We start from the raw sequence: 24,860 nt of genomic DNA, 5'->3' as shown, positions 1-24,860 counted from the left end.
AATGGGAACTCACAATATTAATTTTAGTGAACAGTTTGAGTTTACAGGTAAAGTAAAAACTTTAAGTATAGTTGGTATCGTTTTCGGTATTGCTGCTGTTGCTTACGGTTTTTTAAGTGGCCATCAAGAGCGCACTTTTGCAAACCTGTTGCTTATGGGATATTATTTTGCATGCGTTTGTATGTCGGGAATGTTCTTTTTAGCTGTTCAATTTGTAGCTCAAGCAGGTTGGTCTGCTTCAATTCTACGTGTACCACAAGCCATGGCAAAGACTTTGCCTATTGCAGCGGTTATTCTTGTTGCTATCATATCTGCAGGTCTGTTCTTTGAGCATTCTATTATAGAACATGGTCAGAACGTTACTGTACCTTATCTTTACAAACACTGGGCTACTCATGGTTTAGCAGAAGAAGGTTCTGAGCACTATGATGCGATTATAGCAGGTAAGTCAGTATTTTTGAACAAGCCTTTCTTTTTGGCTCGTCAGATATTGTTCCTGGGGGTGTATAGCATCTTCGCTATCATGTTTACTAAGTTTTCGTACAATGAAGATTTAGCAGGCGGCTTAAATTCTTATAGAAAGAGCTTTAAAAATGCGTGTATCTTCTTAGTAATTTATGGTTTTACTACGCCAATTTTTGCTTTCGATACGATCATGTCGTTAGAGGCTCACTGGTTTTCAACGATGTTTGGCTGGTATAACTTTGCTGCAATGTGGGTAAGTGCTTTAGCTACTATTGCCATTATCATCATACTGTTAAGAAGAGCCGGTTATATGCAATGGGTTAACAATAGCCACCTGCACAACCTTGGTCAATTCATTTTTGGTTTCTCTATTTTCTGGACATATGTATGGTTTGCACAATTCTTATTGATCTACTATGCTAACATGCCGGAAGAAACTGTGTACTTTTACAAACGCTTTGAATATTACAAATTCTGGTTTTTCCTAAACCTTGCAATGAATTTCCTGGCACCAGTATTATTGCTAATGGATAGGGATAACAAAAGAAAAGATGTTAAATTGTTATTTGTAGCTATCGTGGTATTATTAGGTCACTGGGTTGATTACTATCAGATGATTATGCCAGGAGCGGTAGAAGAAGGAACTAATGGTTTCAGCTTTATCGAAATTGGTACTGCAGTAGGATTTGTAGGTTTGTTTACCTTTACGGTATTGACCGCACTAAGTAAGAAACCACTTATTGCAAAGAACCACCCATTATTACAAGAAAGTTTGCACCACCAGCTATAGCCGGTGGTATTATAGGGCAGATATTTTATTATTATTATAATTAGCAGTACGGCGTACTACTTTTAAGAAAATGAGTTTAAGAAAGTTTATCACGAATAAAACGACCGCAGCTTTAGCAGTAATACTTACTGTTTTTGCAAGTACCAGCGCTTTAGCGCAAGAGGCAGCAGCGGGTGCTGCAGCGGCAACAAAAGTTGATATGGGTGAGGTTTATAAATCAGTCATTTTTTATGTATTGATTTTCTTAGCCATATGTTTATTCATAGCCATTATTGGGAAAGCCATCAGGGTTTATGAGTTAAGCCGCGAAGCACAGGGTAAACCTGTTGGGATCAACTGGAATAGAGTACATGCAAGTTTGTTTGCATTATTCCTTGTTTTGGGTTTATATGGTGTGTATTGGGAATATACGGTACATGGTTCAATGTTGTTACCTGATGCTGCTTCGGAGCATGGTAAGAAGATCGATCAGATGTTCAATATCACATTGATTATTACCACTATCGTTTTCATTGCTACTCACATTTTATTATTTGGATTTGCTTACATCTACAAATATTCAGCAAAAAGAAAAGCTTACTACTATCCGCATAACAATACCATTGAGAAAATCTGGACTATCGTTCCGGCTTTAGTTTTAACGGTATTGGTTTTGATGGGTTTTTTAACCTGGAGATCAATTTTCTTCAAAGTTGAAGATCCAAACAATAAGCCGCTTCAAATTGAGATTACTTCTGAGCAATTCAAATGGTCAATCCGTTATCCTGGAGCTGATGGTATTGTAGGTACTAAAAACTATAAGTTAACTACTGCTACCAATACGTTAGGTATTGATTTTAAAGATATCAATTCACGTGATGATGAAATGGCTGATGAGTTAGTTCTTCCTGTGAACAAAGCCGTTAAGTTAATTTTAACCAGTAAGGATGTGATTCACAGTTTTTACATGCCACACTTTAGAGTGCAGTTAAATACTGTTCCTGGTATGAGAACATTCTTTGAGTTCACGCCAACAAAAACTACTGCTGAGATGCAGCAGGAAACAAACGATCCTAATTTCAAGTACCTGTTTTATTGTGCTAAAATTTGTGGATCTGGTCACTACAACATGCAAAAAGTTGTGCGTGTAGTTTCTGATGCTGAGTATAAAACCTGGTTAGCTGAGCAGAAAACATACTTAAACGATGATTTAAGAAAACAATTTAATTTGCCAGTGGCACCTGCAGCTGTGAAAGCAGAGGCAGACTCTACAGCTACCGATTCGGCTGCTGTTAAAACTAACCAAATGGCTTTAAATAAATAATATTAAGCAGGAGCGAAAAGAATTATGTCAACAATAGCATTACACGACGAACACACACACGATCACGCTGATCACGGTCACCACAAGGAGACACTGATCTCGAAGTATATCTTCAGCATGGATCATAAAATGATTGGAAAGCAGTTTTTGATTACGGGTATTATTATGGCCGTAATTGCAATGGGCTTATCGATTTTATTCCGTATTCAACTGGCCTGGCCAGAAACTAACTTCCCTTTCCTTGAAACCTTTTTAGGTAAATGGGCAGAGGGTGGACGCATCAAGCCTGATTTTTATCTGGCTCTGGTTACCATTCACGGTACCATTATGGTATTCTTTGTACTAACAGCCGGATTGAGCGGAACGTTCAGTAACTTATTAATTCCATTGCAGATTGGGGCAAGAGATATGGCATCGCCATTTTTAAACATGCTTTCATATTGGTTCTTCTTTATGGCCTGTGTGATCATGATGTCTTCTTTCTTCATACAAACAGGACCTGCTTCAGGAGGCTGGACGGTATATCCTCCACTTTCAATTGTTGCTAAGGCCATGCCTGGTTCAGGATTGGGTATGACTTTATGGTTGGTGAGTATGGTACTTTTCGTAGCGTCGTCTTTAATGGGTGGTATTAACTATGTAAGTACGATCTTAAACATGCGTACTAAAGGTATGGACCTTTGGAAAATGCCTTTGACGATCTGGGCTTTCTTCTTAACAGCGATCTTAGGTATTTTATCTTTCCCTGTTTTGGTTGCCGGTGTGGTATTAATGGTTTTCGACCGAAGCGTTGGTACGAGTTTCTATTTATCAGATATTGTTATTGGTACAGATATTTTGCCTAACGAAGGTGGTTCGCCAATTTTATGGCAACACTTGTTCTGGTTCCTAGGTCACCCTGAGGTATATATTGTAATTATGCCTGCATTGGGTATATCATCTGAGGTTATTTCAGTAAATTCACGTAAGCCAATCTTCGGTTACCATGCGATGGTTTATTCATTAATTGGTATTACTGTACTATCATTCATCGTATGGGGACACCATATGTTTGTAACAGGTATGAACCCATTACTAGGAGGGGTATTTATGATCACTACTTTGATCATTGCGGTGCCATCAGCAGTTAAGACCTTTAACTATCTTGCTACTTTATGGAGAGGTAATATTCGTTTTACTCCGGCTATGTTATTCGCAATCGGTTTAGTATCATTCTTTATCTCTGGTGGTTTAACAGGATTATTTTTAGGTAATGCATCATTAGACATTAACCTGCATGATACTTACTTCGTTGTTGCCCACTTCCACCTCGTGATGGGATCCGCAGCGATCTTTGGTATGCTTGCGGGGGTTTATCACTGGTTCCCAAGAATGTTTGGGAAGATGATGAATGCAAAACTGGGTTATTTACACTTCTGGTTAACCTTTATAGCTGCATACCTGGTTTTCTTCCCACTTCACTTCTTAGGTTTAGATGGTGTACCTCGTCGTTACTATGCATTCACTGAATTCGAATTCATGAAGAAATGGTTAACTGTAAACGTATTTGTTACATGGGCAGCTATCATGGCAGCCTTAGCGCAAGTAGCTTTTTTGTTTAACTTTTTCTATTCTATCTTTAAAGGTAAAGTAGCACCTCAAAATCCGTGGGAAGCTAATACATTAGAATGGACTGCCCCAGTTGAACATATTCACGGTAATTGGCCAGGGGAGATTCCTACTGTTTACAGATGGCCATATGACTATAGCAAGCCGGGACATGATGTGGATTTCATTCCTCAAACTGTTCCTTTTTCTGAGACAATGAGCTCTAACTTGCCTCATGACTTTGAAGGAAATGAAGTTGCAGAAAGAATACAGCAAGATTGGGAAAAATCCAATCCGGTAACAGAAAACAAAGGCTAGTAAAGTCTTAACATTTTAAAAAGGGGTATCTGATTAAGTTTCTGCTTATCCGGATACCCTTTTCATCTTAAAAGATATATGGTCAGCGGATCAGAGCAACGTTTTATCAGGATTAATTTGATTACCATTATCGTTACGTTACTGGTAGTCCTTGCGGGTGGAGTTGTACGTAGTACAGGTTCGGGCATGGGTTGTCCTGACTGGCCTAAATGTTTCGATCGGTACATTCCGCCAACAGATGTTTCCCAGCTTCCGGCTAACTATAAGGAAAAATACGTGGCAGGCCGTTTAAAGAAGAATGAGAAATTTGCGAAGTATCTGGAAAGTATGGGTAAAGTAGCCCTTGCCGATAGTATTCGACATGATCAAAGCATAACTGTTCCTGAAGAGTTTAATCCAACTAAGACGTGGGTGGAGTATATTAACAGGCTTACAGGAGTTGTTGCCGGTATATTTCTTTTGTTGACTGTTATTTATTCGTTTACTTACAGGAAAAAAGCGAAACGTATAATTGTTCTCAGTATTCTGAATATTTTTGTAGTTGGGTATCAGGCATGGCTGGGTTCAATTGTGGTGTCAACAAATCTGGCTCAATGGGTTGTAACGGTACACATGCTTTTGGCGCTTGTGCTCCTGGGTATATCAATTTATACTTATAACTACGCAAAGCAATTAAATAAAGAGCCTTCGGTTATTATGTACCGCATTTTATGGTTGAAAGGCTTTTTACTTTTCACTGTAATATTAAGTATTGCGCAGATTGTGGTAGGTACAGAGGTAAGGGAAGCTATTGATGTTATTGCGAAATCCCTTTCGTATAGCGGAAGAGCGAGCTGGATCAATAAAGTTGGGTCTGTTTTTTCTTATCACAGGGATCTGGCTATTATAGTTTTAATTTCAAACGGCGTAGTGTATAAAATGGTTATTGATCGTTTTAGTGGAAAAGCGGCACCGCTATTAACTGCCCGCTACATTTTGGCGGCACTATTCATACAATTATTAAGTGGTTTTGCTTTGGCATATATCGCTTTTCCTCCGGCAGCCCAGGCAGTGCACATACTGTTTTCGACGTTGCTGTTTAGTTTACAGTTTTATCTGTACTTGCTGGTTTACAGGACAAGTACTTACAGACAATAAATATTATAGTATTGAAGCAGATATTTTCAGATTTTTCGAAACTCATCAAGTTCAGACTATCGTTTACGGTAGTGTTTTCTGCATCGATCTCTTTTTTGATCGGACAGAAGATGCAAGTGGGTAGGGGACATATTCCAACGATAGACTGGGGCAACTGGCTAATCCTTATCGCCGGAGGGTTTTTAGTTACTGCTGCTGCAAATTGCTTTAACGAGATCATTGAAAAAGATCTGGATAAGTTAATGAGCAGGACCAAAGACAGACCAATGCCTGCTGGTAGAATGACGACCGGACAGGGATTAATTCTTGGTGTGTTCATGGCTTTTCTTGGCACGTGGTTACTTGGCAAATTAAACCTCGAAACCGGACTGCTGTCAGTGTTTTCCATTCTTTTATATGCTTTTGCTTATACGCCTTTAAAGCGGAAATCGCCAATTGCCGTTTTTGTTGGTGCGATACCTGGGGCTTTGCCACCACTTATTGGTTATCTGGCCGCCTTTGGCAGTTTGAAAGCAGAATTGTTCCACGAAATTGACTATTACATTGCTGGTATATTATTTCTGATTCAGTTTGTTTGGCAGTTTCCACATTTCTGGGCAATTGCATGGGTATTGGATGATGATTACAAGAAAGCAGGATTCAGGTTATTACCTACAAAGAAACGTGACCGGACAACAGCTTTAGTTACTTTTCTCAGTACGTTAATACTAATTCCTGTAAGTCTTTTGCCAACATTCTATGGTTTTGGTGGTTATTACATAGCAGCGCTTTCTTTAATTGCCGGGCTGATATTTAGCTGGCTGGCGCTTAAGCTTTTTTTAAACCAGGAACTTACCGACGCAAGAAAGGTGATGTTCTGTTCATTTTTTTACATTCCGGCTGTACAGCTGGGTTTATTATTAAATTTCATTGCAAAATAAATTATGGTTTTAACGATGGAGAATATTCCTGATACATTTGACCCAAAGCCACGAAAGTTTATTGTGTGGCTATTTGTGGTATCTTCTACCATTATGTTTGGTGGCTTTACCAGTTACTATCTGGTATTTGCGGCATCGAAGGGTAAGGGGCATGGTTTAGTTTTGCCAGATGCTTTTATTTATTCCAGTTTAGTGATCCTGGCAAGCAGCTTAACACTATTCCTGGCTTCGAAGGCACTAAAGAAACTTAATTTCAGTTTAGAGCGCAAACTCCTCTGGATTACAATGATTTTAGCTATTGTGTTCGGGGTGATGCAGTTTAACGCATGGGGAAGCATGGTTAGGACTGGTGCTACCTTGGTTGGTAATAACGCAGCCATTTCTTTTATATATGTGGTATCAGGTGTCCACTTATTGCACATTATTGCAGGTGTTGGTTTGATCATCAACGCTTTAGCAGGTAGCTATAAGAATGTTCCTGCTGCCCAAAGCCAATACAAAATGGAAATTGCTTCTATTTTTTGGCATTTTATCGATATATTATGGATATATCTTTATGTTTTTTTACTTTTGAACCGTTAAATTTGTTAACATACTATTATACTATTTCCAAATGAATGCAGTATCACAATTAGATCAAGTTAAAACCGGACCATGGGATGGCGGTCGTTCACCGTGGTCGGTAGAATATGGTAAAATCATGATGTGGTTTTTCCTCTTGTCGGATGCTTTTACCTTTTCTTCGTTATTGGTCTACTATGGCGCACAGCGTTTCTCGAAACTTACGTGGCCTGATCCGGATTTGGTTTTCCAATCTATCCCTGGGTTAAAAGATTCAGGCGCTCCACTTGTTTTTGTGGGTATCATGACATTTATCCTCATTTTAAGTTCTGTAACTATGGTTATGGCTGTAGAAGCAGGACATCGCCGGGCTAAGAAAGAAGTAATCTGGTGGATGGTTGCTACTGTTATAGGTGGTTTCATGTTCCTTGGATGCCAGGCTTTAGAGTGGTCTCACTTGCATCACGAAGGTTTCTGGTGGGGTTCAATTCCTTCGGCTGAAGAGTTGAAGCACTTATTCGACGGACCAGTTTCGGAAATTGCAGCACAGCAGTTTGCTAACCTTTTCTTCACGATTACCGGTTTTCACGGTTTCCACGTATTCAGTGGTGTTGTAATCAATATCATCATTTTGATTATGACGATCAACGGTACGTTTGAAAAGAGAGGTCACTACCTGATGGTTGAAAAAGTTGGTTTATACTGGCACTTTGTTGATTTAGTATGGGTGTTTGTATTTACATTCTTCTATTTGGTTTAATTTATCATTATATAAAAATATTCACATGTCACAACATACACATACAGAAGAAGGGCACGAGCATGGCGACCATGCAGGAATGAGCAAAGGTAAGATCTGGAAAGTTGCCGGTATATTATCTTTAATCACTGCCATTGAATTTATCATTGCCCTGGTACTGATTCCAAATGGCGCAATGAGCCAGCACGTAGGTAACTTTGTATACATTGCTTTAACATTATTAAAAGCATTCTATATCGTAGCTTACTTCATGCACTTGAAATTTGAGAAACTTGGTTTGCAGTTATCATTAACGGTAACGTTTATTTTCATCATTTACTTCATAGTTTTAATGCTTATTGAAGGCGGTTATTTGAACTTACACATGATGAGTCATTAATGAAACCAAACCCTATAAAAAAGGTATTAATCCTGGTAAGCATTTTAGCTATACCGGGATTTTTGTTTTTTTACTTATTGCCTCACTTTGCTAAGAACCGGTACAAAAGCCTTCCTTACTTTGGAGAGAAACGTTTGTCGGGAACATTTCACAGTGTAAAAGGCAAGAAAATTCCGGATACCATTTACCACGAGGTGCCAGATTTCGACCTGATTAATCAGGAAAGTAAAACTTTACAGTGGAAATCTTTTGAAAACAAGATCGTTGTACTGAATTTGTTTAACGCAAACGCGGGAACTCAGCAGGCTAATCATTATTTGAAACAGCTTTCTGTTAGTTATGAACATAAACCCCTTGTCAGGTTTTTAAGTTTAGCCGTTAAACAGGAGGCGCCAGTAGCGTTGAAACGATATGCAGATAGTTTAGGCGTGTTAGCTTCCAAATGGGATCTGGTGTCGGGAGATACGGTTAAAACCTATCCATGGATTAGAAAAGGTTTACTTCTGGATGTTGTGGCTGATGAGCAAGGGGGAAAGACGAGTTACATCTTCAGCAATAAGCTATTACTTATTGATCATCAGCACCGGATCAGAGGCATTTATGATGCCGACAATCAACAGTCTACTGCAAGGCTGGAGGATGAGATTAAAGTTTTGATTGCAGAGTATTTAAGAAATTTAAAGGATGGAAGGTAGTCATGATTTTCTCAAAATCATGACTACCTGATTATCATTATTTAATAAACAGTTGATGGAAAATAATTCAATAGAGAAGAAATACAATAAATGGATTGTTATTTTATCGGTAGCCATTCCGGTAGTGGTGGCACTTTTGTTTGGTGTTAACCTTCGGAAATGGAACCCTGATATTAAACCTCTTTCGTTTTTACCTCCCATTTATGCTGCGATTAACGGACTGACTGCAATTGTGCTGGTAACCGCGGTTTGGGCCATTAAAAACGGGAAACAGAAATTGCATGAAAACCTGATGAAGTTTGCAATTGGTTTGTCTGTAGCATTTCTGGCCATGTATGTAGCTTATCATATGACTTCTGATTCGACAAAGTTCGGAGGTACAGGTGTGATAAAATATGTTTATTTCTTTATTTTAATTACTCATATCTGCTTATCAGTCATTATTATTCCTTTTGTATTGGTTACTTATGTAAGGGCACTTGCTAAGCGATTTGATAAGCACAGGAAGCTGGCAAGGATCACTTTTCCGATGTGGTTATATGTTGCTGTTACTGGTGTGATTGTCTATCTAATGATATCGCCTTATTATCATTACTAAGTAAGTTGAAACTTATAGAGCCTGACCATTGTGTCAGGCTTTTTATTTTAACATTATTTCTGACTGAAGTAATCGATTGAAATCTTATATTTGGTTAGATAGGCCTAATTCGTTTTAGCTTCTCTAATAAAGTCAACTAACTTGAAAACTTATTAAATTATCAAACAGTTTTCGCCACTGTGAATGTATGATATCAAACGGAACAAGTAATGATCGGGTGCTGATAGATAAGATTGTGGAAGGTGACGAAAAGGCTTTCTCTGAGCTGTTTTTTCAATATCTTCCAATATTACAGGCGTTTGCATTGAAATTTACTAAAGACCAGGACGATGCGAAAGAGATCATTCAGGATTCGTTCCTTCGACTATGGGTAAATAGGGATAAGTTAGCCTTCGTAGAAAATATAAAGGCTTATTTATACAAATACGTTTCGAATGAGTGTCTGGGCTATCTGAAGAAAAAACTCCGGGATGAGAAGCTGGTCAATATAATGGCTTCCAAAAATGATCATGCTGAGTATAATACACTCAATACAATACAGGTTAATGAGGTCACCCGAATTATTGCTCAGGCAGTTGATAAACTTCCCAGCCAGCGAAAGAAAATTTATCATCTTAGCAGAAGTGATGGAAAAAGTATTCCCGAAATCGCGGAATTACTAGGTATTTCCCCCAATACTGTAAAAAATGCATTGGTACAATCGCTGAAATTCATTCGCTCTTACCTGGAACAGTACGGAATTACTATGGTTTTACCCTTTGCATTTACTTTTTTTAAAATAAAATAAAATAAAATTCATTTTCCGATAGTCCTAATTTCAATATCTGTCTTCTTATAGTCAGAATTATTATGGACCAACGAATCAACTATCTTTTAAAACAATTTACTGACGGAGAACTAAGCAGCATTGAGCGGCGGGAGTTACTTCAATTAGCAGAGGAATATCCTTTGTTAATCAACAGTGAAATTGTGAAGTTAATTGAAGCGCAAATGGTCGATAGGACTATAGACGATGAGCAATCCTGGGACAGTGTTCTGGAAACAATTCTCGCGAGCGATAAGCCGAAATTAAAAACAGTCAAATCTATCAATTTGAAATGGTGGTGGGCTGCGGCAGCTGTTGTGCTGATTGTATTCTCCCTTTCTACTTATGTTAATGTGACCCGAAAAAAAGAGCACGTTTTTGCCACTGATTTTGCACCAGGAAGTAATAAAGCCATTTTAACTTTAGCGAATGGAAGAAGAATCTCTCTGAACGATGCGGCAGCAGGCGACTTAATGGAAGATGCAGGCATGGCAGTAACGAAAACAGCGAACGGACAATTGGTGTACCATATTGTTAAATCGAGTGAGTTAATAGATGACACTAAAAAGAATACTATCACTACACCAAACGGAGGAGAATGGCAGATTAAGCTACCAGATGGCTCTATTGTTTGGTTGAATGCAGCATCATCGTTAACCTATCCATTAAATCTTGGAAACGGTACAATTCGTCAAGTGCAATTAGCCGGAGAGGCCTATTTTGAGGTTGCAAAAGACAAATCACATCCATTTATTGTTCAAACAGCAAAACAGGAGCTAACCGTTTTAGGTACACATTTTAACGTTAACAGTTATGCTGACGAAGGTGTAACGCGAACAACTCTACTTGAGGGAAGTGTGAAAATAGAAAATTTCCAAAATGGCCAATGGGAAATCCTTAAACCTGGTGAACAGTCGGTACTCAATAACGGAATGTTCAGGGTTGACGAAGTTGATACTGATGAATCAATTGCCTGGAAGAATGGTTATTTCATGTTTAACAACGAAAAGCAGGAAAGTATTTTAAGAAAAATCGCACGCTGGTATGACGTGAAAGTTGAATTTGCAGATCAGTCGGCCAAGGATGTAATGTATTATGGAACGGTAAGCCGCTTCGATAAAATATCTCAGGTATTGCGGAAATTTGAGCAGACAGGAGAAGTACGATTTGATATAAAGGACAAAAAACTAATTGTGTACAAAGATTAAACGAGCCACAGATGGAGGCATAACTAACCTTTATCTATAAAAATAAAATAACTAATTAAAATCACCCTAAACGTAAACAACTATGACCACACTTCGACAACAGATCTGACGATTCAAAAAGTTAAATGCATAAAAAAAGGAGCGCTTCAACACTCCCTTTTATGTCTGTTTAACTATTCCGTAAACCGGATCGATTAAACCAATTATTTCTTGAATAACTGCGAACGCAATTTTGCGTCCAAACTTCATTGCAGTTCGCTAAAACAGACTATTAAATGTACAAAATTTATATTAAAATTTTATGTACGCAACGACGCTACATACCTAAATTATTATTAATGATGAAGTTAATTACGGCTGTTCTGTTGACTTCCCTCATGCAGGTAAGTGCCGCTACCTATGGCCAGTTCATTACATTAAAAGAAAGAAATGTTACCCTGGAAAGAATGTTTAAGGAAATTAGGCAGCAATCTGGGTATGACGTTTTGTTATCAACCAATAAAATCAAAAGTACCACCACAATTAATGCTAGTTTTAACCGAGCTACGATTGAAGAGGTTATGGCAAAAATCATTGCCGATAGGGATCTTACCTATACCATAGAAGATAAGACAATTCTCATCAGCTTAAAAGAAAGATCAATACTAGATAAGGTAGTGGATTACTTTGTTGCTGTTCGTGTAACGGGCAAGGTTAGGGATAAAAGTGGTGCGGTTTTACCTGGAGTAAGCGTACGGGAAAAAGGTGCTTCAAATGCAGTTTCCACTACTGCTTCCGGAGATTATTCGATCTCAGTTAAAGAAGGCGCGACTTTGGTGTTTAGCTTTATTGGATATAAAAATGTTGAGGTTGAAGTAGGTTCGAAAACAACGATAAATGTAACACTTGAAGAAGATGCAGCTCAGTTAAAAGAGGTTAATGTGGTTTCTACTGGTTATCAAAAGATTGATAGAAAGTTGTTTACTGGGTCTGCTTCTTTGGTAAAAGCAGAAGATGCACAGCGCAACGGTGTGCCTGATGTGAGCAGGATGTTGGAAGGCCAGGTTGCTGGCGTAACCGTACAGAATGTTTCAGGTACATTTGGAGCAGCTCCTAAAATACGTGTGAGAGGTGCAACATCTCTTTCGGGCGATAATAAACCATTGTGGGTTGTTGACGGAATTATTTTGGAGGATGTTGTGAATATCTCCAATGAAGCGCTTTCCACTGGCGATGCTAATACTTTGATTGGCTCTTCTGTCGCAGGTCTTAATGGTGATGATATTGAGAGTTTCACGATATTAAAAGATGCAGCTGCAACTGCATTATATGGTGCACGTGCTATGAATGGTGTCGTGGTAGTTACCACGAAGAAGGGACGAATAACTGATGGCTCACCACGCATAAGCTACACAGGAAACTTTACCACATATCTGAAACCATCATATGAAAGTTTCGATATCCTAAATTCAGCGGATCAAATGTCAGTCCTTTTGGAATTGGAAAACAAGGGCTACTTCCAGCATACAACTGCTTCTCGAGGTTCGGAAGGCGGTGTTTTTTACAAAATGTATAATTCTTTGTACGACTATAATCCTTCCACCGATTCTTTTGCTTTACGCAATGATATTTCAAGCAGAAATAATTTTTTAAAGCGTTATGCCAATGCTAATACCGATTGGTTTGATGTTCTTTTTAAGAATTCTTTGCTTCAGGAACATTCCTTGAGTGTAACATCGGGAACCGAGAAGTTTCAAACGTATACCTCAACATCTTACCTGCATGATAATGGGCAGACAGTTGGAAACAGCGTTGACCGTTTTACTGGTAATTTTCGTGCTACGGCTAAAATGAGCGATAAATTGAGTTTTGAATTATTAGCAAATGGCTCTATCCGTGATCAGCGGGCTCCGGGAACTCTGGAAAGAACATCTGATCCGGTATATGGCAAATACTCGCGTGATTTTGATATTAATCCATATTCGTATGCTTTGAATACTAGTCGTACGATGACTGCTTTTGATGAAAATGGAAACCGCGAGTTCTTTACCAGAAATTTTTCACCCTTTAACATACTTCATGAACTTGAAAATAACTATTTGACTTTAGGACAAATTGACTTCAAAGTTCAGGGTGGAATCAGGTATAAGATTATTCCCACTTTAACCTATTCAGTTGACGGGGCGTATCGTTATGCCAAGACAGAGCGGCAACACTATCAATTGGAAAGTTCAAATATGGTGTTAGCTTATCGTAACGTGTCAGATGCTACTACTATAGGAAGCAATAAGTTTTTGTATACCGATCCATCCAATCCTTATGCATTACCTGAGAGTGTGTTACCAGAAGGGGGATTTTATAACACTACAACTGACAACCTTAAAAATTACTATTTCAACCAGAAACTTGAATTCGACAAGATTTTCAACACTGATCATCACCTCTATGTATTAGGCTTAATGGAGGTTCGTTACACAGATAGGCAGACAGAAAACTTCGATGGAGTTGGTTATCAGTACGAGAATGGCGGAATAGTCAACTCCGCATATAAATATTTCAAATGGGCACAAGAATCAGGGTTCCCATATTTTGGAATGCAGAATACCTATGATAGATTTACTGGCTTCCTTGCAAATGCAGCTTACTCATACAAGGAAAAATACACATTAAATGCTTCAACTCGTTTAGACGGTTCAAATAAAATGGGGAAAAGCCGCACTGCAAGATGGTTACCTACCTGGAATGTTTCAGGGAAATGGTTTATTAATAATGAATCATTTTGGCCAAAAGATAGTAAGATCTTCACCGCAGCAGCTTTAAGGGCCACATACGGTTTGACAGCAAATATTGGGAATGCAAGGAATTCAAGCGCTATTTACTATAATCAGGTAACAAGAAGACCATATGATAATGAAAAAGAAACTGCCACTTATATCTCAGGGCTTGAAAATTCTGAGTTGACCTGGGAAAAAAATAAGGAATTAAATATTGGAACTGACTTAAGCTTTTTTAATAATAGAGTAAATTTAACTTTAGATGTTTATACTCGAAATATCTATGATTTAATTGGACAAATTAATACATCCGGAATTGGAGGGCAATTTGAGAAAACAGCAAATTATGCCAGTATGAGTTCCAAAGGTATTGAATTCACTCTTGGTGGTAATCCAATAAGTCACGATAACTTTAAATGGCGAACGAACTTTAACATCGCATATAACAAAAATGAAATCACAAGTTTAAAGGTAAATCCAAATATTTTCAGTTTGGTTGATGCCGATGGCGGAGTTTTGGAAGGTTATTCTCAGAGGGGGCTATTTTCTGTTCAATTTGCAGGGTTAGACCATGATAGAGGCTATCCATATTACATAGATGAAGATGGTGTGAGGAACACTTACATCAATTTGCAAAGTACGAGTGTTGAGCATTTGAAATATGAAGGGCCAGTAGATCCGAAGCTTACAGGTGGCTTCTATAATCAGTTCAGATATAAAAATTTCAGTCTATCTACACTATTAACATTTGCTACAGGGAACGTAGTCCGTTTGGCTAATACATATCAGTCAAGTTATTCAGATATTTATTCAATGTCTAAAGATATGTTGAACAGGTGGGTGATGCCAGGGGACGAAAAATTCACAAATATCCCAGCCTTACTTGATCCGTTTGATGCCTCCCAGACTATTAAAGACGCATCTGGCGCATCTGTCGGTGCTGTATATCCTTACAATTTGTATAATTTTTCAACAGAGAGGGTAGCCAAAGGAGATTTTGTAAGATTTAAACAAATTTCTCTCACTTACGACATACCGAAAACCATCTACAGCAGACTACATATGACCAATGCGTCAATTTCCTTCGTTGGGAATAACATCGCATTACTATATTCTGATAAACGGTTAAATGGACAGGACCCTGAGTTTTTTGGAAGTGGAGGCGTTGCCTTGCCAATCCCTAAGCAATATACATTATCATTAAAAGTTGGCTTTTAGAAAAAAACGCTATGAAAATAAAAACACATTTTTTATTATTTGGACTTGGACTTATGCTTACTGCTCAGTCATGCAATAAGTATTTGGATAAAGAACCAGACAACAGGACAGAAATTAATACAGTAGACAAAGTAGCTCAATTAGTCACCACTGCCTACCCTGGACGCGATTACTATTATTTCACAGAATCAGCATCGGATAATAGTGAAGATAAAGGCAATGGAGTTGGCAATCTAGACGACGCAATTGCCCGTCCTTATGCCTGGCAAGATGTTGTTGGTGACCAAACGGGATCCACTACTTCTTATTGGAATAGTTGTTATGAAGCAATTGCTGCTGCAAATCAAGCTTTGGAGGCGATAAATAACGGAAGTTTTGGCAATGCAGTTTTACCGTATAAGGGTGAGGCGTTAGTGGCACGTGCTTATGCTCACTTTATGCTGGTAACATTTTTTTCAAAGCCTTATCAAATTGGTGGCTCAAACGACTCCCCTGGTATTCCATACGTTACTGCGCCAGAAACAAAAGTCATTGTACAATATGATAGGGAAACTGTCGCAAAAACCTATGCTAAAATCGAGAAAGACCTTTTAGAAGGAATGCCTTTATTATCTGGATCAGCTTATGGTGTACCAAAATACCACTTTACTCCGGCGGCGGCACATGCTTTTGCTTCCCGTTTTTATTTGTTTAAAGGAGATTGGCAGAAAGTTGTCGATGAATCTACAGCAACAGTTACGGGCGGTGATTTTTTTAACAATCTGAGGCCTGTGAATACAATATATAAAGCATACGGAGCAGAAGATTTCAGGCTAGCCTTTACACGGTCTGATCAAAAGGCAACACTCTTGTTAACGGAACAATACTCAGGATGGCAAAGACAAACATCTCCAAGATATGGGTATGGAGTCAATATGGTAAAAATGTTCGGGACCTCAGGTAATTTTACTGGTAAGTCGAGGGCAGACAAAATTTTGTCATATGGAGTGCCGGCTTATACCACATATAAATTCAGAGAATATTTCTTTCGTACCAGCCCGGGTGCTGACATTGGGTTCCCTTATCTGATAGCACCTTTATTAACTGTTGACGAATCACTTCTGAACCGGGCGGAAGCTTATACGGAACTGGGACAATTTGATAACGCACTCAGGGATATGAATACTTTTCTCAGTACCAAAATCAATAACTATAGCGCCAGTAGCGATGCCGCAACACTCGCCAGGATCACAAGTTACTATGGCATACTAGATTCCAAAGAAGTGCTAATCAAATTCATCCTGGAAAGTAAAAAAGCAGAATTTTTACAAGAAGGCTTACGGTGGTTAGATATTGTAAGGAGAGGTTTAACAGTAAAGCATAATGTTTACGACAGCAATGGTGTAGAAACATTTGTTGAATTGAAGGCCGGTGATCTTCGTCGTGTTTTTCAGATCCCGCAGGAAGCGCTTTTGTCGGGAGTAGCATTAAATCCCAGATAATAAATATCAATTATTATGAAAAAGAATATATATAATATTTTCGCAATATTGCTCTTCGTCGTTGCTTTGATGTCATGCAAGAAAGAAGATGTGCTAAATACCGACTTTAGTCAGTATAACATTGATAATCCTGTTGCCAATACCGATCTTGATAAATGGTTGACTACAACCTTCCTAGACGAATATAATATGGAAGTGATTTACCGATATAATCGGTTTTACCACGGTAATGACAGGGATGTGGCTTCAGTAAAAGTAGAGAAAGTGCAACCTCAGATGCAAACTTATCTGGATGGTTTTTTGCTACCTTACCGGAAAATTGCCGGGACATCATTCATAAAAAAATATGCACCTAAGCAGGTTGTATTATTTGGCTCAGGATCGTATAATCCGGACAACTCCTATACACTTGCAACAGCTTCAGCAGGAAGGAATATTACCATTTATGACTTGAATAATTTTGATTTGTCTAACACTAATGCTATTGTTGGCAAGCTTAGAACAATTCATCATGAGTTTACACATATTCTGAACCAAATTGTTCCTATGCCGACTGACTTTCAGTTAATTACAAAGTCTACATATCTAGCAACATGGACTACGGTTAGTGATGCTACTGCGCGAGCAAATGGTTATGTAACTCCTTACGCATCAAGCCAACCAGGGGAAGATTTTGCAGAAACGACCACATCGTTGCTAGTATTAGGACAAGCTTGGTTCGATGCATGGGCAAATGGGTCAACTGCTGCTGGAAAAGCAGCCCTTAAAGCCAAAGAGGCGAGTGTAGTTCAGTACTTTACGGTTAACCTTGGTATAGATTTCAGGTCGTTGCAAAAAGAAATACAAGAGGTTGTACGTAAAAAGTACAGTTACCAGCAAGCGAGTTTCCGTTATTGGATGAGTCAGAATCTATTTAAAACAATGACCATCAATCTAGAAGACGGAATATATACTGCGAATGGTTCATCCTCCGATTTTTCAGTTCCGTACAACTCGTTTAAAGCAGCAGTATTAGCTTTTAATGCCACTCAGAAATACCACTTGGACTATATTCAATTGAGATTCGACTCCTCAACAAGTTTAGTAGTCAGAGGAGCTTTTTCGAATGCTACTACTCAGTACTTTGGTGATTATTCTTTTACTTATACCGTTAATCCAACTACAGGAGCTGTAACTTTTACAAAGGTAGCGAATGGAACTGGAACGACATTTAACAACGGAGCCTTATTTGCTACTTCATTTACAAATACTATACAGGCGTATTTAACAGGTAAAACATTCATAGCAGACTGGTTACCTGCATCCATTGACGCAGCAAATTATAACCAATATGGTGGCTTCTATGTAAGCGGTGTGCCAACAAATTACTTCTATGGACTTTTAGGACAATAATGTGAAATGAAAAAAATATTATATCTATTTATATTCCTGCTTTCAATGGCGGGATGTAAAAACTCTTCCTTTGAATCGGCTTTTGATGAATTACCAGAAGCCCGAATGCAAGCTGCGATTGCAAAAGTCAATACCACTTTAACCAGTGCACAAAATGGATGGATTGCAACACTCCCAACTCAGGCTGGGGGTGGATATGGATTCTTTATCACATTTGATGGAGCTACACAAGTGGTTAAGATGTATAGCGATCTGACAGGTGCTTCATCGACCACAGTAGGTGTTTCAACTTATCGTGTTAAAGCTAATGCGGGGGCTGAATTGATCTTTGATACTTATAATTCAATCTCTCTTTTAGATGATCCTGATCCTGCCTCATTCGCGGGAGTTACGGGTTCAGGCCATAAAAGTGATGTTGAATTCATTTACGATCACTCTACTGCAGATAGCATCATTTTTACCGGCAAAAAATATCGTCAACCATTTAAATTGGTGAAGGCGACTGCAGCACAAAAAGCTGCATATGAAAGTGGAGGTTATAAAACTGCCATCGATAAGTTCAAGAGCTTTTTTGCAACTACGAGCAATCCATATATAGAAATTGTATCTGGATCAACAACGTTGAAAGGTGGAATTAACTTTGACTTTACAACAAGCGTAGCGTCCGGGAAACGTGTCAATTTTACGGGTTTACTTACCGATGGAACTGTAGGAAGCGGATCCTCCAAATTTGCCTTCAAACTTGATGGGGTTGATTTTTTAGGGTCAGGATTAGCTTATTCCGGAGTAACATTTCTGAAAGCTCTATGGAAAGATGCCACAACCCTGGTTTTTTACGATGTGGCAGGAAAAGAGTATATTGTTAAATCCAACCCAACCCCACTACTACCATTGTATATATTGATTGGTTCGGGATATAAATCAGTCATTGTTCCTAATGCGACAACATTCCCTGGGTGGGGTAGCGACTTCATTACTCGTCGAGCAGCTGCGACAACTGGATTAGCAAGATGGAATATTGGTGCTGGTTCACTAAGGTTTCAGAGTATGACATTTACTTTCAATGACGTTACCAAGAAAATGAGTATAAAAATTGATGCTCCAGATGGTACAAATAGTTTCTCATTGACATTTGATTATACTTATACCAAGACAGCTGACGGAGTGTTCAAATTTAATCAGGGAACTTTAGGTGGTAATGAATCGGCTATTGGTCCAGATTTAGCTCCCTTGTTAGGGCAACGAATTAATGTGGATACGTTTACAGTAGATTATTTTACCCATCCAACCACCGGAGTAGTAATGGCTCTGTTTAAAAGTGTTCAGAACCCTACATTTACGTTTACAGGGAATATTCAATAAAATTTTTTCCGCTCTCTCCAAGCCCCCGATTTATCGGGGGCTTTTTTATGACATAATTTTTGCCTCCCTCCATCCGTTAAATCTTTATATTTGTACTGATGAAAAAGAAACTGGTTTTTACCATACTAACATTCGTTCTCACTTTTGCGTTCATGCTTCAGTCCAATGCACAATGTGCCATGTGCAGCATCAACGCCGAACAAGGTATCAAAAACGGAAATACAGTGTCTGCAGGCTTAAATACCGGGGTACTATACCTGTTGGCTATTCCATATTTAATGGCAATGATTGTGGGGGTAATCTGGTATAAAAAATACCGTAAGAAAAACATTCAGCTTAATATGAAGAAAGAGCCGTTCAACCTGAATTAGTATGGCGGGAGGGACCTCAAAATTATCAGCAATTGTACGTTGTAAGTGCCCGCATTGCCGCAGAGGCAATATCTTTACCGGTAGCATGTACGGATGGAACATTCAGCATACTAAAGAAATCTGCGGACATTGTGCACAGCGCATTGAAATCGAACCTGGCTACTTTTATGCCGCCATGTATGTGAGTTATGCCATGAATGTGCTGGAAATGCTGTTTGCCAGCTACGTTACCTACCTGTTTGCCGGTCCTTTAACTGACGATACTTTCTGGGCATATCTGATCGTGATCTTCGCAGGTTGTTTCGTGCTTTATCCTTTCAATTACCGTTATTCAAGGATTATATTGCTCCACATCTTGTCGCCAAATATCAAATATAAAGCCTGGTACGATCAGTAAGCTAAATTGCTAAACTGTTTAAGCTATTGAATTGTTAAGGTGGCGGGTTGTCACTTATGAAGGCAGGCCATTATCCTCTAAACTACAGAAACCCTATGTTAAAAAAAGAAACCCTTCAATTTATAAAAGACGTATCTGAAAACAATAACCGTGAATGGTTTGCCGAAAATAAAGCCGTTTATGAGGAGGCGAAAGCTAATGTGCTGGAACTGGTAACGCAACTCATTCCGGAAATAGCAAAGGTTGATCCGGTATTATCGGCAGAAGCTGATCCTAAAAAAAGCCTGATGCGCATTTACCGCGATGTGCGGTTTAGTAAAAATAAAGACCCTTATAAAAACAACTTTGGGATATGGTTTGCCACTAAGAAAGGGAGCAATGAGCCAGGATATTACCTGCACATTCAGCCGGGAAAGAGCTTTATTGCCGGTGGTTACTGGATGCCCGAAGCGCCCCATCTAAAACTGATCAGGCAGGAGATTGATTATAATTTCGATGACTTTAAAGAAATTATAGAAAACAAGGATTTTAAAAAGAGCTTCAAATTAGGTACAGAGAATGCGCTTAAAAATGCACCTAAAGGTTACGATCCGGAGGACCCTAACATTGAGTTTTTAAAGTTAAAAAGCTTTGAAGCGACTATGAAAATTGCGGATGAAGAATTTTTTAAACCTGCACTCGTTAATAAGTTGATAAGTTCTTTTGCAACGGTACAACCATTAGTTGCATTTTTACGGAACGCGATCAATGCGTAATCAAACACGACATCAAATAATATAATGAAACAGACCTTTTTAGCTTTTGCCTTTCTCTTATTTCTCTCTTCGCTTACTTCTTGTGTGGTTTTATCGCCTAAAAAATACAAGGCGCTTCTGGGTACCAAAGATTCACTATATACTGCTTTCAATGAGGGATTAATCAAAATTGAAAATCTCGAGAAAGAAGTTAATAGGTTAAAGAAGGACACCACTTTAATGGCCGAAGAACTTCGCGACCTGCAATCGAATTATAACACGGTTGATGCGAATTACAAAAAGCTAAAGAGTAACTCATCTTCAGAGATCACCAAGTTATCCGGTGACCTGGCAGCGCGCGAAAAACGCTTGAAAGAAGTAGAAGAGGTGCTGCGCAAGCGTGATGAAGCTACGAATGCACTAAAAGAAAAACTGCAACAAGCTCTACTTGGATTTACCAAAAGCGGATTAACGGTGGAAATAAAGAATGGTAAAGTATATGTTTCCCTAACTGATAAATTACTATTTCCTTCCGGTAGTATCATTATTGATGATAAGGGTAAACAAGCACTAACCCAGCTGGCTAATGTACTAAAGCAGCAACCTGAGATTAATATCGCTGTTGAAGGCCATACAGACAACCAGAAAATAAATAACCTGGGGCAAATTAAAGACAATTGGGATTTAAGTGTACTTCGTGCAACTTCAGTAGTACGATACCTCACCGAAAACGAGAAAGTTGAAGGGGTAAGGATGACCGCTACAGGTAAGGGAGAATTTCAGCCTTTGGGAACAAACGCGAATGCAGACGGTAGAAGCAAGAACAGAAGGATTGAGATTGTGCTTTCGCCAAAACTGGACGAACTTTATAATTTGATTAAGTAGTCGGATAATTATTGGATGGATATATCTAAACAAAATATATTCATCCAAGGTTTAGCTCACCCCAATCCATTTACATGGTTTGATGTTTCCGGTATGACTTCAGGATTTTAAAAGTATTCTCAAAATCGTCACTATTCAGATTGGAGTATTCAGGCATAGAGATTCTGTTGGCCGTTAAGAAATTCAACAACTCTTTTATTGTATTGGATACCTCTTCGGATGCTTCTGTATGTTTTAAAGCTTCAATCTTACTGAGTATCAGTGCAATTTCGAACATCTTAAAATCATGCTTTACTGCAATGGTTAAACCATTATCTGCCTCTGCAACGGCTTGCTCATAATTGTGAATGCTATTGTAAAAGGTAGATTTAAACATGCTAAAACCTGTCAAAATAAAATTCGTGTAATACGTATATTCACTATCTATGATTTTATCCATGAATTGGATGATGCGCTGTGCTTTTTTTAAGTAATTAAGCTTCAGATAGGTTTGTCCAAGATGTAAAATCAAAAACGGAGAGAATACCGAATGCCTGATAAAAAAGATATTTGGGTATTTGTTTAGAATGGCCATTATAAAGCGATGGCATTCAGCATAGTTTTTCTGAGAAAAGAGTGTGAGGAGCACCATTCGGTAACACAATATTTCTTGCGTTGTGATCTCATCATTTTTCTTCGGTCCGTTCCGGTCTATTTCCTGACAAAGCTTAATAATTTTATCTTCCAGCGTTTTGCTTTCATTAGGCTTATTAACCATATTGTTGTAGAAGTATAAAATCAAATCGTAAGGATTTATTGGGAATAATTCACCCAACCGCTTATAATTCCGCTTTAACAGTTGCATGGTGTTCAGCAGCGAAGTTTTATCTACGTCTATAAGTGCCAGGTTACACTCAATAATATGAAGCATAATCTGCACATCTTCATTAAGTACGTTTTCAGAAATACTTCTTATGGTTTCTTTGTAGAGGCTACTCATCGTACGGCCGGAAGCCATAATGTCTATAAAATCGACACCTACCGATAATTTGTTAAAATTCCCGCTAGGCCTGGTGAGCTCATATTTAGCGGTATAACAGATAAAATCAAATGATTGATTCTTCTCCTGATTTGAAAAAGGGAGTTTAAAAATATTCTTTAACTCTGCTATTTCATTTCTGTTAATGCAAAATCTGATCGACCAGTGCAGAATATGAGACCTTAGAACGCTGTCTTTGTCGAAGGATTGCAGAATATGTTCAAAAAATCCTTTAGATGAACGATATTCAAATTTCTCTGTAATCTGAATGAATAAAAAATAAGTGTAAATATCCTCATTCAGAAACCTGACTACCTCTGTTGGAATTGCTGTACTAAGCCTTTTCTCTTCAACGATAATACCTGCCTGTAACAATTCTTCATAAGCCTCAGGATAAGTGTTTACATAAGTTAAAAGTTTCTCTTTATGCACCCTCAGCTTATTATCACGTTCAGAAATACAATCGCTTAATTTTTTAAGTAAGAATATTTTCTCAGTGCTTTTCTTCGCTAAAAACACCCTTTTTTCTAAAAAATAGTGAATTAACTCATAACAGAGTAGGGGATTGCCAAGTTCTAGTAATTTATTTTCATCCTTTAGTTTGAAATAAACCTGAAGCCAGAACGGCGTTTTGAACAACGCCAGTAGTTTCGGACTTACATCTGCTACCGATATCACCTTATTCTCGATGTAACTCAAGGTGGATAATATTTCTTCAATATTTAATGAAGGGAGATTACTCAGGGTATCTTCATCATAAAATAATCCGGTGTACCAGGTTTTGTTCAAAAACGCTGATCCTGAAATGGCCGGCTGTAAATTAATCCAGGTATTGGTTCTTAAACCAAATATGATTTTTAAAAAATTGTTTTCCTCAATGCTATACAGGAAATCGATAAATGTTTTAAAGTATTCAGACTTCGACAGGAATTCATCGATGCCATCAACAAATATCACAAAACGTCCTTCGCGCTTTTCCGGATTCTTCTTGAAAAAATTAACCAGTTCACTAATGCTTTCGAATTTGAATTCTTTTAAAAACCAATCTTTCAGTGTGCCTCCTCCGGAAATAATGCGGGTTAAAACGGTTGAGTTGATTAGTAATACGATATCATTTTTATAGATTGCGTGTTCAGAAACGAAAAAATGTTCAGCCATGTGTGCCAGCAGGATAGATTTTCCTTGTCCGGGTTGAGCGCTGATTGTTGAAAACTGATAGTTGTTTTTTAAAAAATAATCCAGATCTGGATAGTAAAAACTCCGGTTTGATGTTGCATGAAAGGGCACACCAGAGTTATTTTTTTTCGATACCAGCGCAACCTCGGTAATAGCCTGTGCTTTTATCCGAAGATCCTGCCATATACTTTGTGCTGATGTGGTTTGACTTTCCTTGTCCCTGCAAAAGGAATCCCAGTCGTCATAACCAATATATTGCGATAAACTATTTAAGGTGAATAGAGAAAATTTATGCAAAGTATTCGCAAAGCCAAAAAAACGCTTAATGGTCGTTTCACTTACATAATTCTTAGTTTCCTGGAATACGTACTCAGAGATGATCTTACAATGTGCAGGGTCTATATTCCTCAGTCCTGACTTTATAAGTACAAACTTCCTGAGTTCAATAAGGAGTTCGTTAGCGTTCATTTATATATAGATGGATGACTACGCTAATGTCATCATAATTTCACAAACAGTGAAATCTTTTAAGTCTTTATTCACGCTA

The 24,860-nt window shown here is 38.3% G+C and carries 21 protein-coding genes; 20 read left to right on the top strand and 1 reads right to left on the bottom strand.

Going from position 1 to position 24,860, the window contains the following annotated elements; genetic code table 11:
* Position 1 precedes the first annotated feature (1 nt).
* The 20 genes from AC570I_RS11660 (at position 2) to AC570I_RS11565 (ending at position 22,119) form a co-directional block, all read left to right on the top strand.
* Positions 2-1,255: a quinol:cytochrome C oxidoreductase gene (locus tag AC570I_RS11660; RefSeq protein WP_316801027.1), complete on the top strand. Its 1,254-nt coding sequence runs from the start codon at positions 2-4 to the stop codon at positions 1,253-1,255.
* A gap of 70 nt (positions 1,256-1,325) precedes the next feature.
* Complete coding sequence (locus AC570I_RS11655) at positions 1,326-2,558, top strand: cytochrome c oxidase subunit II (RefSeq protein ID WP_497405563.1); 1,233 nt, start codon at positions 1,326-1,328, stop codon at positions 2,556-2,558.
* 24 nt (positions 2,559-2,582) lie between these two features.
* A complete protein-coding gene (locus tag AC570I_RS11650; protein WP_497405562.1) occupies positions 2,583-4,463 on the top strand; it encodes a cytochrome c oxidase subunit I in 1,881 nt (626 codons plus the stop codon).
* 78 nt (positions 4,464-4,541) lie between these two features.
* Positions 4,542-5,600 carry a COX15/CtaA family protein gene (locus AC570I_RS11645; protein WP_497405561.1) on the top strand — a complete coding sequence of 353 codons (1,059 nt, stop codon included), beginning with the start codon at positions 4,542-4,544 and terminating at the stop codon, positions 5,598-5,600.
* Between the two features lie 11 nt (positions 5,601-5,611).
* Positions 5,612-6,520 (top strand): heme o synthase, encoded by a 909-nt coding sequence (gene cyoE, locus AC570I_RS11640; RefSeq protein WP_047798865.1) that lies wholly within the window; start codon positions 5,612-5,614, stop codon positions 6,518-6,520.
* Positions 6,521-6,535: 15 nt separating this feature from the next.
* Positions 6,536-7,102 (top strand): cytochrome c oxidase subunit 3, encoded by a 567-nt coding sequence (locus AC570I_RS11635; protein WP_497405560.1) that lies wholly within the window; start codon positions 6,536-6,538, stop codon positions 7,100-7,102.
* A 31-nt stretch (positions 7,103-7,133) separates the two neighbouring features.
* On the top strand, positions 7,134-7,841 hold the full coding sequence (locus AC570I_RS11630; protein WP_047798863.1) for a cytochrome c oxidase subunit 3: 708 nt from the start codon (positions 7,134-7,136) through the stop codon (positions 7,839-7,841).
* A gap of 25 nt (positions 7,842-7,866) precedes the next feature.
* Positions 7,867-8,220 carry a cytochrome C oxidase subunit IV family protein gene (locus tag AC570I_RS11625; protein WP_047798862.1) on the top strand — a complete coding sequence of 118 codons (354 nt, stop codon included), beginning with the start codon at positions 7,867-7,869 and terminating at the stop codon, positions 8,218-8,220.
* Positions 8,220-8,915, top strand: coding sequence for an SCO family protein (locus tag AC570I_RS11620; RefSeq protein WP_497405559.1), 696 nt, complete (start codon positions 8,220-8,222; stop codon positions 8,913-8,915). The genes AC570I_RS11625 and AC570I_RS11620 overlap by 1 nt, the downstream gene beginning before the upstream one ends.
* Positions 8,916-8,970: 55 nt before the next feature.
* Positions 8,971-9,513: a DUF420 domain-containing protein gene (locus AC570I_RS11615; protein WP_497405558.1), complete on the top strand. Its 543-nt coding sequence runs from the start codon at positions 8,971-8,973 to the stop codon at positions 9,511-9,513.
* A gap of 187 nt (positions 9,514-9,700) precedes the next feature.
* On the top strand, positions 9,701-10,300 hold the full coding sequence (locus AC570I_RS11610) for an RNA polymerase sigma-70 factor (protein WP_497405557.1): 600 nt from the start codon (positions 9,701-9,703) through the stop codon (positions 10,298-10,300).
* A 62-nt stretch (positions 10,301-10,362) separates the two neighbouring features.
* On the top strand, positions 10,363-11,526 hold the full coding sequence (locus tag AC570I_RS11605; protein WP_497405556.1) for a FecR family protein: 1,164 nt from the start codon (positions 10,363-10,365) through the stop codon (positions 11,524-11,526).
* A gap of 338 nt (positions 11,527-11,864) precedes the next feature.
* Positions 11,865-15,497 carry a SusC/RagA family TonB-linked outer membrane protein gene (locus AC570I_RS11600; RefSeq protein WP_497405555.1) on the top strand — a complete coding sequence of 1,211 codons (3,633 nt, stop codon included), beginning with the start codon at positions 11,865-11,867 and terminating at the stop codon, positions 15,495-15,497.
* Between the two features lie 11 nt (positions 15,498-15,508).
* Entirely contained in the window at positions 15,509-16,978 is a 1,470-nt protein-coding gene (locus tag AC570I_RS11595) for a RagB/SusD family nutrient uptake outer membrane protein (protein WP_497405554.1), read from the top strand.
* A 15-nt stretch (positions 16,979-16,993) separates the two neighbouring features.
* A complete protein-coding gene (locus AC570I_RS11590; protein WP_497405553.1) occupies positions 16,994-18,370 on the top strand; it encodes a substrate import-associated zinc metallohydrolase lipoprotein in 1,377 nt (458 codons plus the stop codon).
* Between the two features lie 6 nt (positions 18,371-18,376).
* Positions 18,377-19,732 carry a DUF4302 domain-containing protein gene (locus AC570I_RS11585; RefSeq protein WP_497405552.1) on the top strand — a complete coding sequence of 452 codons (1,356 nt, stop codon included), beginning with the start codon at positions 18,377-18,379 and terminating at the stop codon, positions 19,730-19,732.
* 98 nt (positions 19,733-19,830) lie between these two features.
* Positions 19,831-20,103, top strand: a complete 273-nt coding sequence (locus AC570I_RS11580; RefSeq protein ID WP_497405551.1) for a hypothetical protein — start codon at positions 19,831-19,833, stop codon at positions 20,101-20,103.
* Position 20,104: 1 nt separating this feature from the next.
* Entirely contained in the window at positions 20,105-20,500 is a 396-nt protein-coding gene (locus AC570I_RS11575) for a hypothetical protein (RefSeq protein ID WP_047798852.1), read from the top strand.
* Between the two features lie 95 nt (positions 20,501-20,595).
* Positions 20,596-21,255, top strand: a complete 660-nt coding sequence (locus AC570I_RS11570) for a DUF2461 domain-containing protein (protein WP_497405550.1) — start codon at positions 20,596-20,598, stop codon at positions 21,253-21,255.
* A 24-nt stretch (positions 21,256-21,279) separates the two neighbouring features.
* The gene (locus AC570I_RS11565) at positions 21,280-22,119 is read left to right on the top strand and encodes an OmpA/MotB family protein (protein ID WP_497405549.1); all 840 of its coding nucleotides are present in this window, start codon (positions 21,280-21,282) and stop codon (positions 22,117-22,119) included.
* A 70-nt stretch (positions 22,120-22,189) separates the two neighbouring features.
* On the opposite strand, the gene AC570I_RS11560 is transcribed toward AC570I_RS11565, so the two are convergent.
* Entirely contained in the window at positions 22,190-24,781 is a 2,592-nt protein-coding gene (locus AC570I_RS11560) for a hypothetical protein (protein ID WP_497405548.1), read from the bottom strand.
* Between the last annotated feature and the right edge of the window lie 79 nt (positions 24,782-24,860).

The organism is Pedobacter sp. A2324 (assembly GCF_059693705.1).
This window is presented reverse-complemented; position numbering and strand designations above follow the sequence as displayed.

What these genes read in the sequence shown, in the direction of transcription:
- AC570I_RS11615 (WP_497405558.1), top strand. Translation starts at nt 8,971, where the DNA reads ATGGAAAATAATTCAATAGAGAAGAAATACAATAAATGGATTGTTATT.
- AC570I_RS11575 (WP_047798852.1), top strand. Translation starts at nt 20,105, where the DNA reads ATGGCGGGAGGGACCTCAAAATTATCAGCAATTGTACGTTGTAAGTGC.
- AC570I_RS11630 (WP_047798863.1), top strand. Translation starts at nt 7,134, where the DNA reads ATGAATGCAGTATCACAATTAGATCAAGTTAAAACCGGACCATGGGAT.
- AC570I_RS11560 (WP_497405548.1), bottom strand. Translation starts at nt 24,781, where the DNA reads ATGAACGCTAACGAACTCCTTATTGAACTCAGGAAGTTTGTACTTATA.
- AC570I_RS11600 (WP_497405555.1), top strand. Translation starts at nt 11,865, where the DNA reads ATGATGAAGTTAATTACGGCTGTTCTGTTGACTTCCCTCATGCAGGTA.
- AC570I_RS11610 (WP_497405557.1), top strand. Translation starts at nt 9,701, where the DNA reads ATGATATCAAACGGAACAAGTAATGATCGGGTGCTGATAGATAAGATT.
- AC570I_RS11595 (WP_497405554.1), top strand. Translation starts at nt 15,509, where the DNA reads ATGAAAATAAAAACACATTTTTTATTATTTGGACTTGGACTTATGCTT.
- AC570I_RS11585 (WP_497405552.1), top strand. Translation starts at nt 18,377, where the DNA reads ATGAAAAAAATATTATATCTATTTATATTCCTGCTTTCAATGGCGGGA.
- AC570I_RS11590 (WP_497405553.1), top strand. Translation starts at nt 16,994, where the DNA reads ATGAAAAAGAATATATATAATATTTTCGCAATATTGCTCTTCGTCGTT.
- AC570I_RS11620 (WP_497405559.1), top strand. Translation starts at nt 8,220, where the DNA reads ATGAAACCAAACCCTATAAAAAAGGTATTAATCCTGGTAAGCATTTTA.
- AC570I_RS11660 (WP_316801027.1), top strand. Translation starts at nt 2, where the DNA reads ATGGGAACTCACAATATTAATTTTAGTGAACAGTTTGAGTTTACAGGT.
- AC570I_RS11605 (WP_497405556.1), top strand. Translation starts at nt 10,363, where the DNA reads ATGGACCAACGAATCAACTATCTTTTAAAACAATTTACTGACGGAGAA.
- AC570I_RS11565 (WP_497405549.1), top strand. Translation starts at nt 21,280, where the DNA reads ATGAAACAGACCTTTTTAGCTTTTGCCTTTCTCTTATTTCTCTCTTCG.
- AC570I_RS11570 (WP_497405550.1), top strand. Translation starts at nt 20,596, where the DNA reads ATGTTAAAAAAAGAAACCCTTCAATTTATAAAAGACGTATCTGAAAAC.
- AC570I_RS11655 (WP_497405563.1), top strand. Translation starts at nt 1,326, where the DNA reads ATGAGTTTAAGAAAGTTTATCACGAATAAAACGACCGCAGCTTTAGCA.
- AC570I_RS11635 (WP_497405560.1), top strand. Translation starts at nt 6,536, where the DNA reads ATGGAGAATATTCCTGATACATTTGACCCAAAGCCACGAAAGTTTATT.
- AC570I_RS11650 (WP_497405562.1), top strand. Translation starts at nt 2,583, where the DNA reads ATGTCAACAATAGCATTACACGACGAACACACACACGATCACGCTGAT.
- AC570I_RS11625 (WP_047798862.1), top strand. Translation starts at nt 7,867, where the DNA reads ATGTCACAACATACACATACAGAAGAAGGGCACGAGCATGGCGACCAT.
- AC570I_RS11645 (WP_497405561.1), top strand. Translation starts at nt 4,542, where the DNA reads ATGGTCAGCGGATCAGAGCAACGTTTTATCAGGATTAATTTGATTACC.
- AC570I_RS11580 (WP_497405551.1), top strand. Translation starts at nt 19,831, where the DNA reads ATGAAAAAGAAACTGGTTTTTACCATACTAACATTCGTTCTCACTTTT.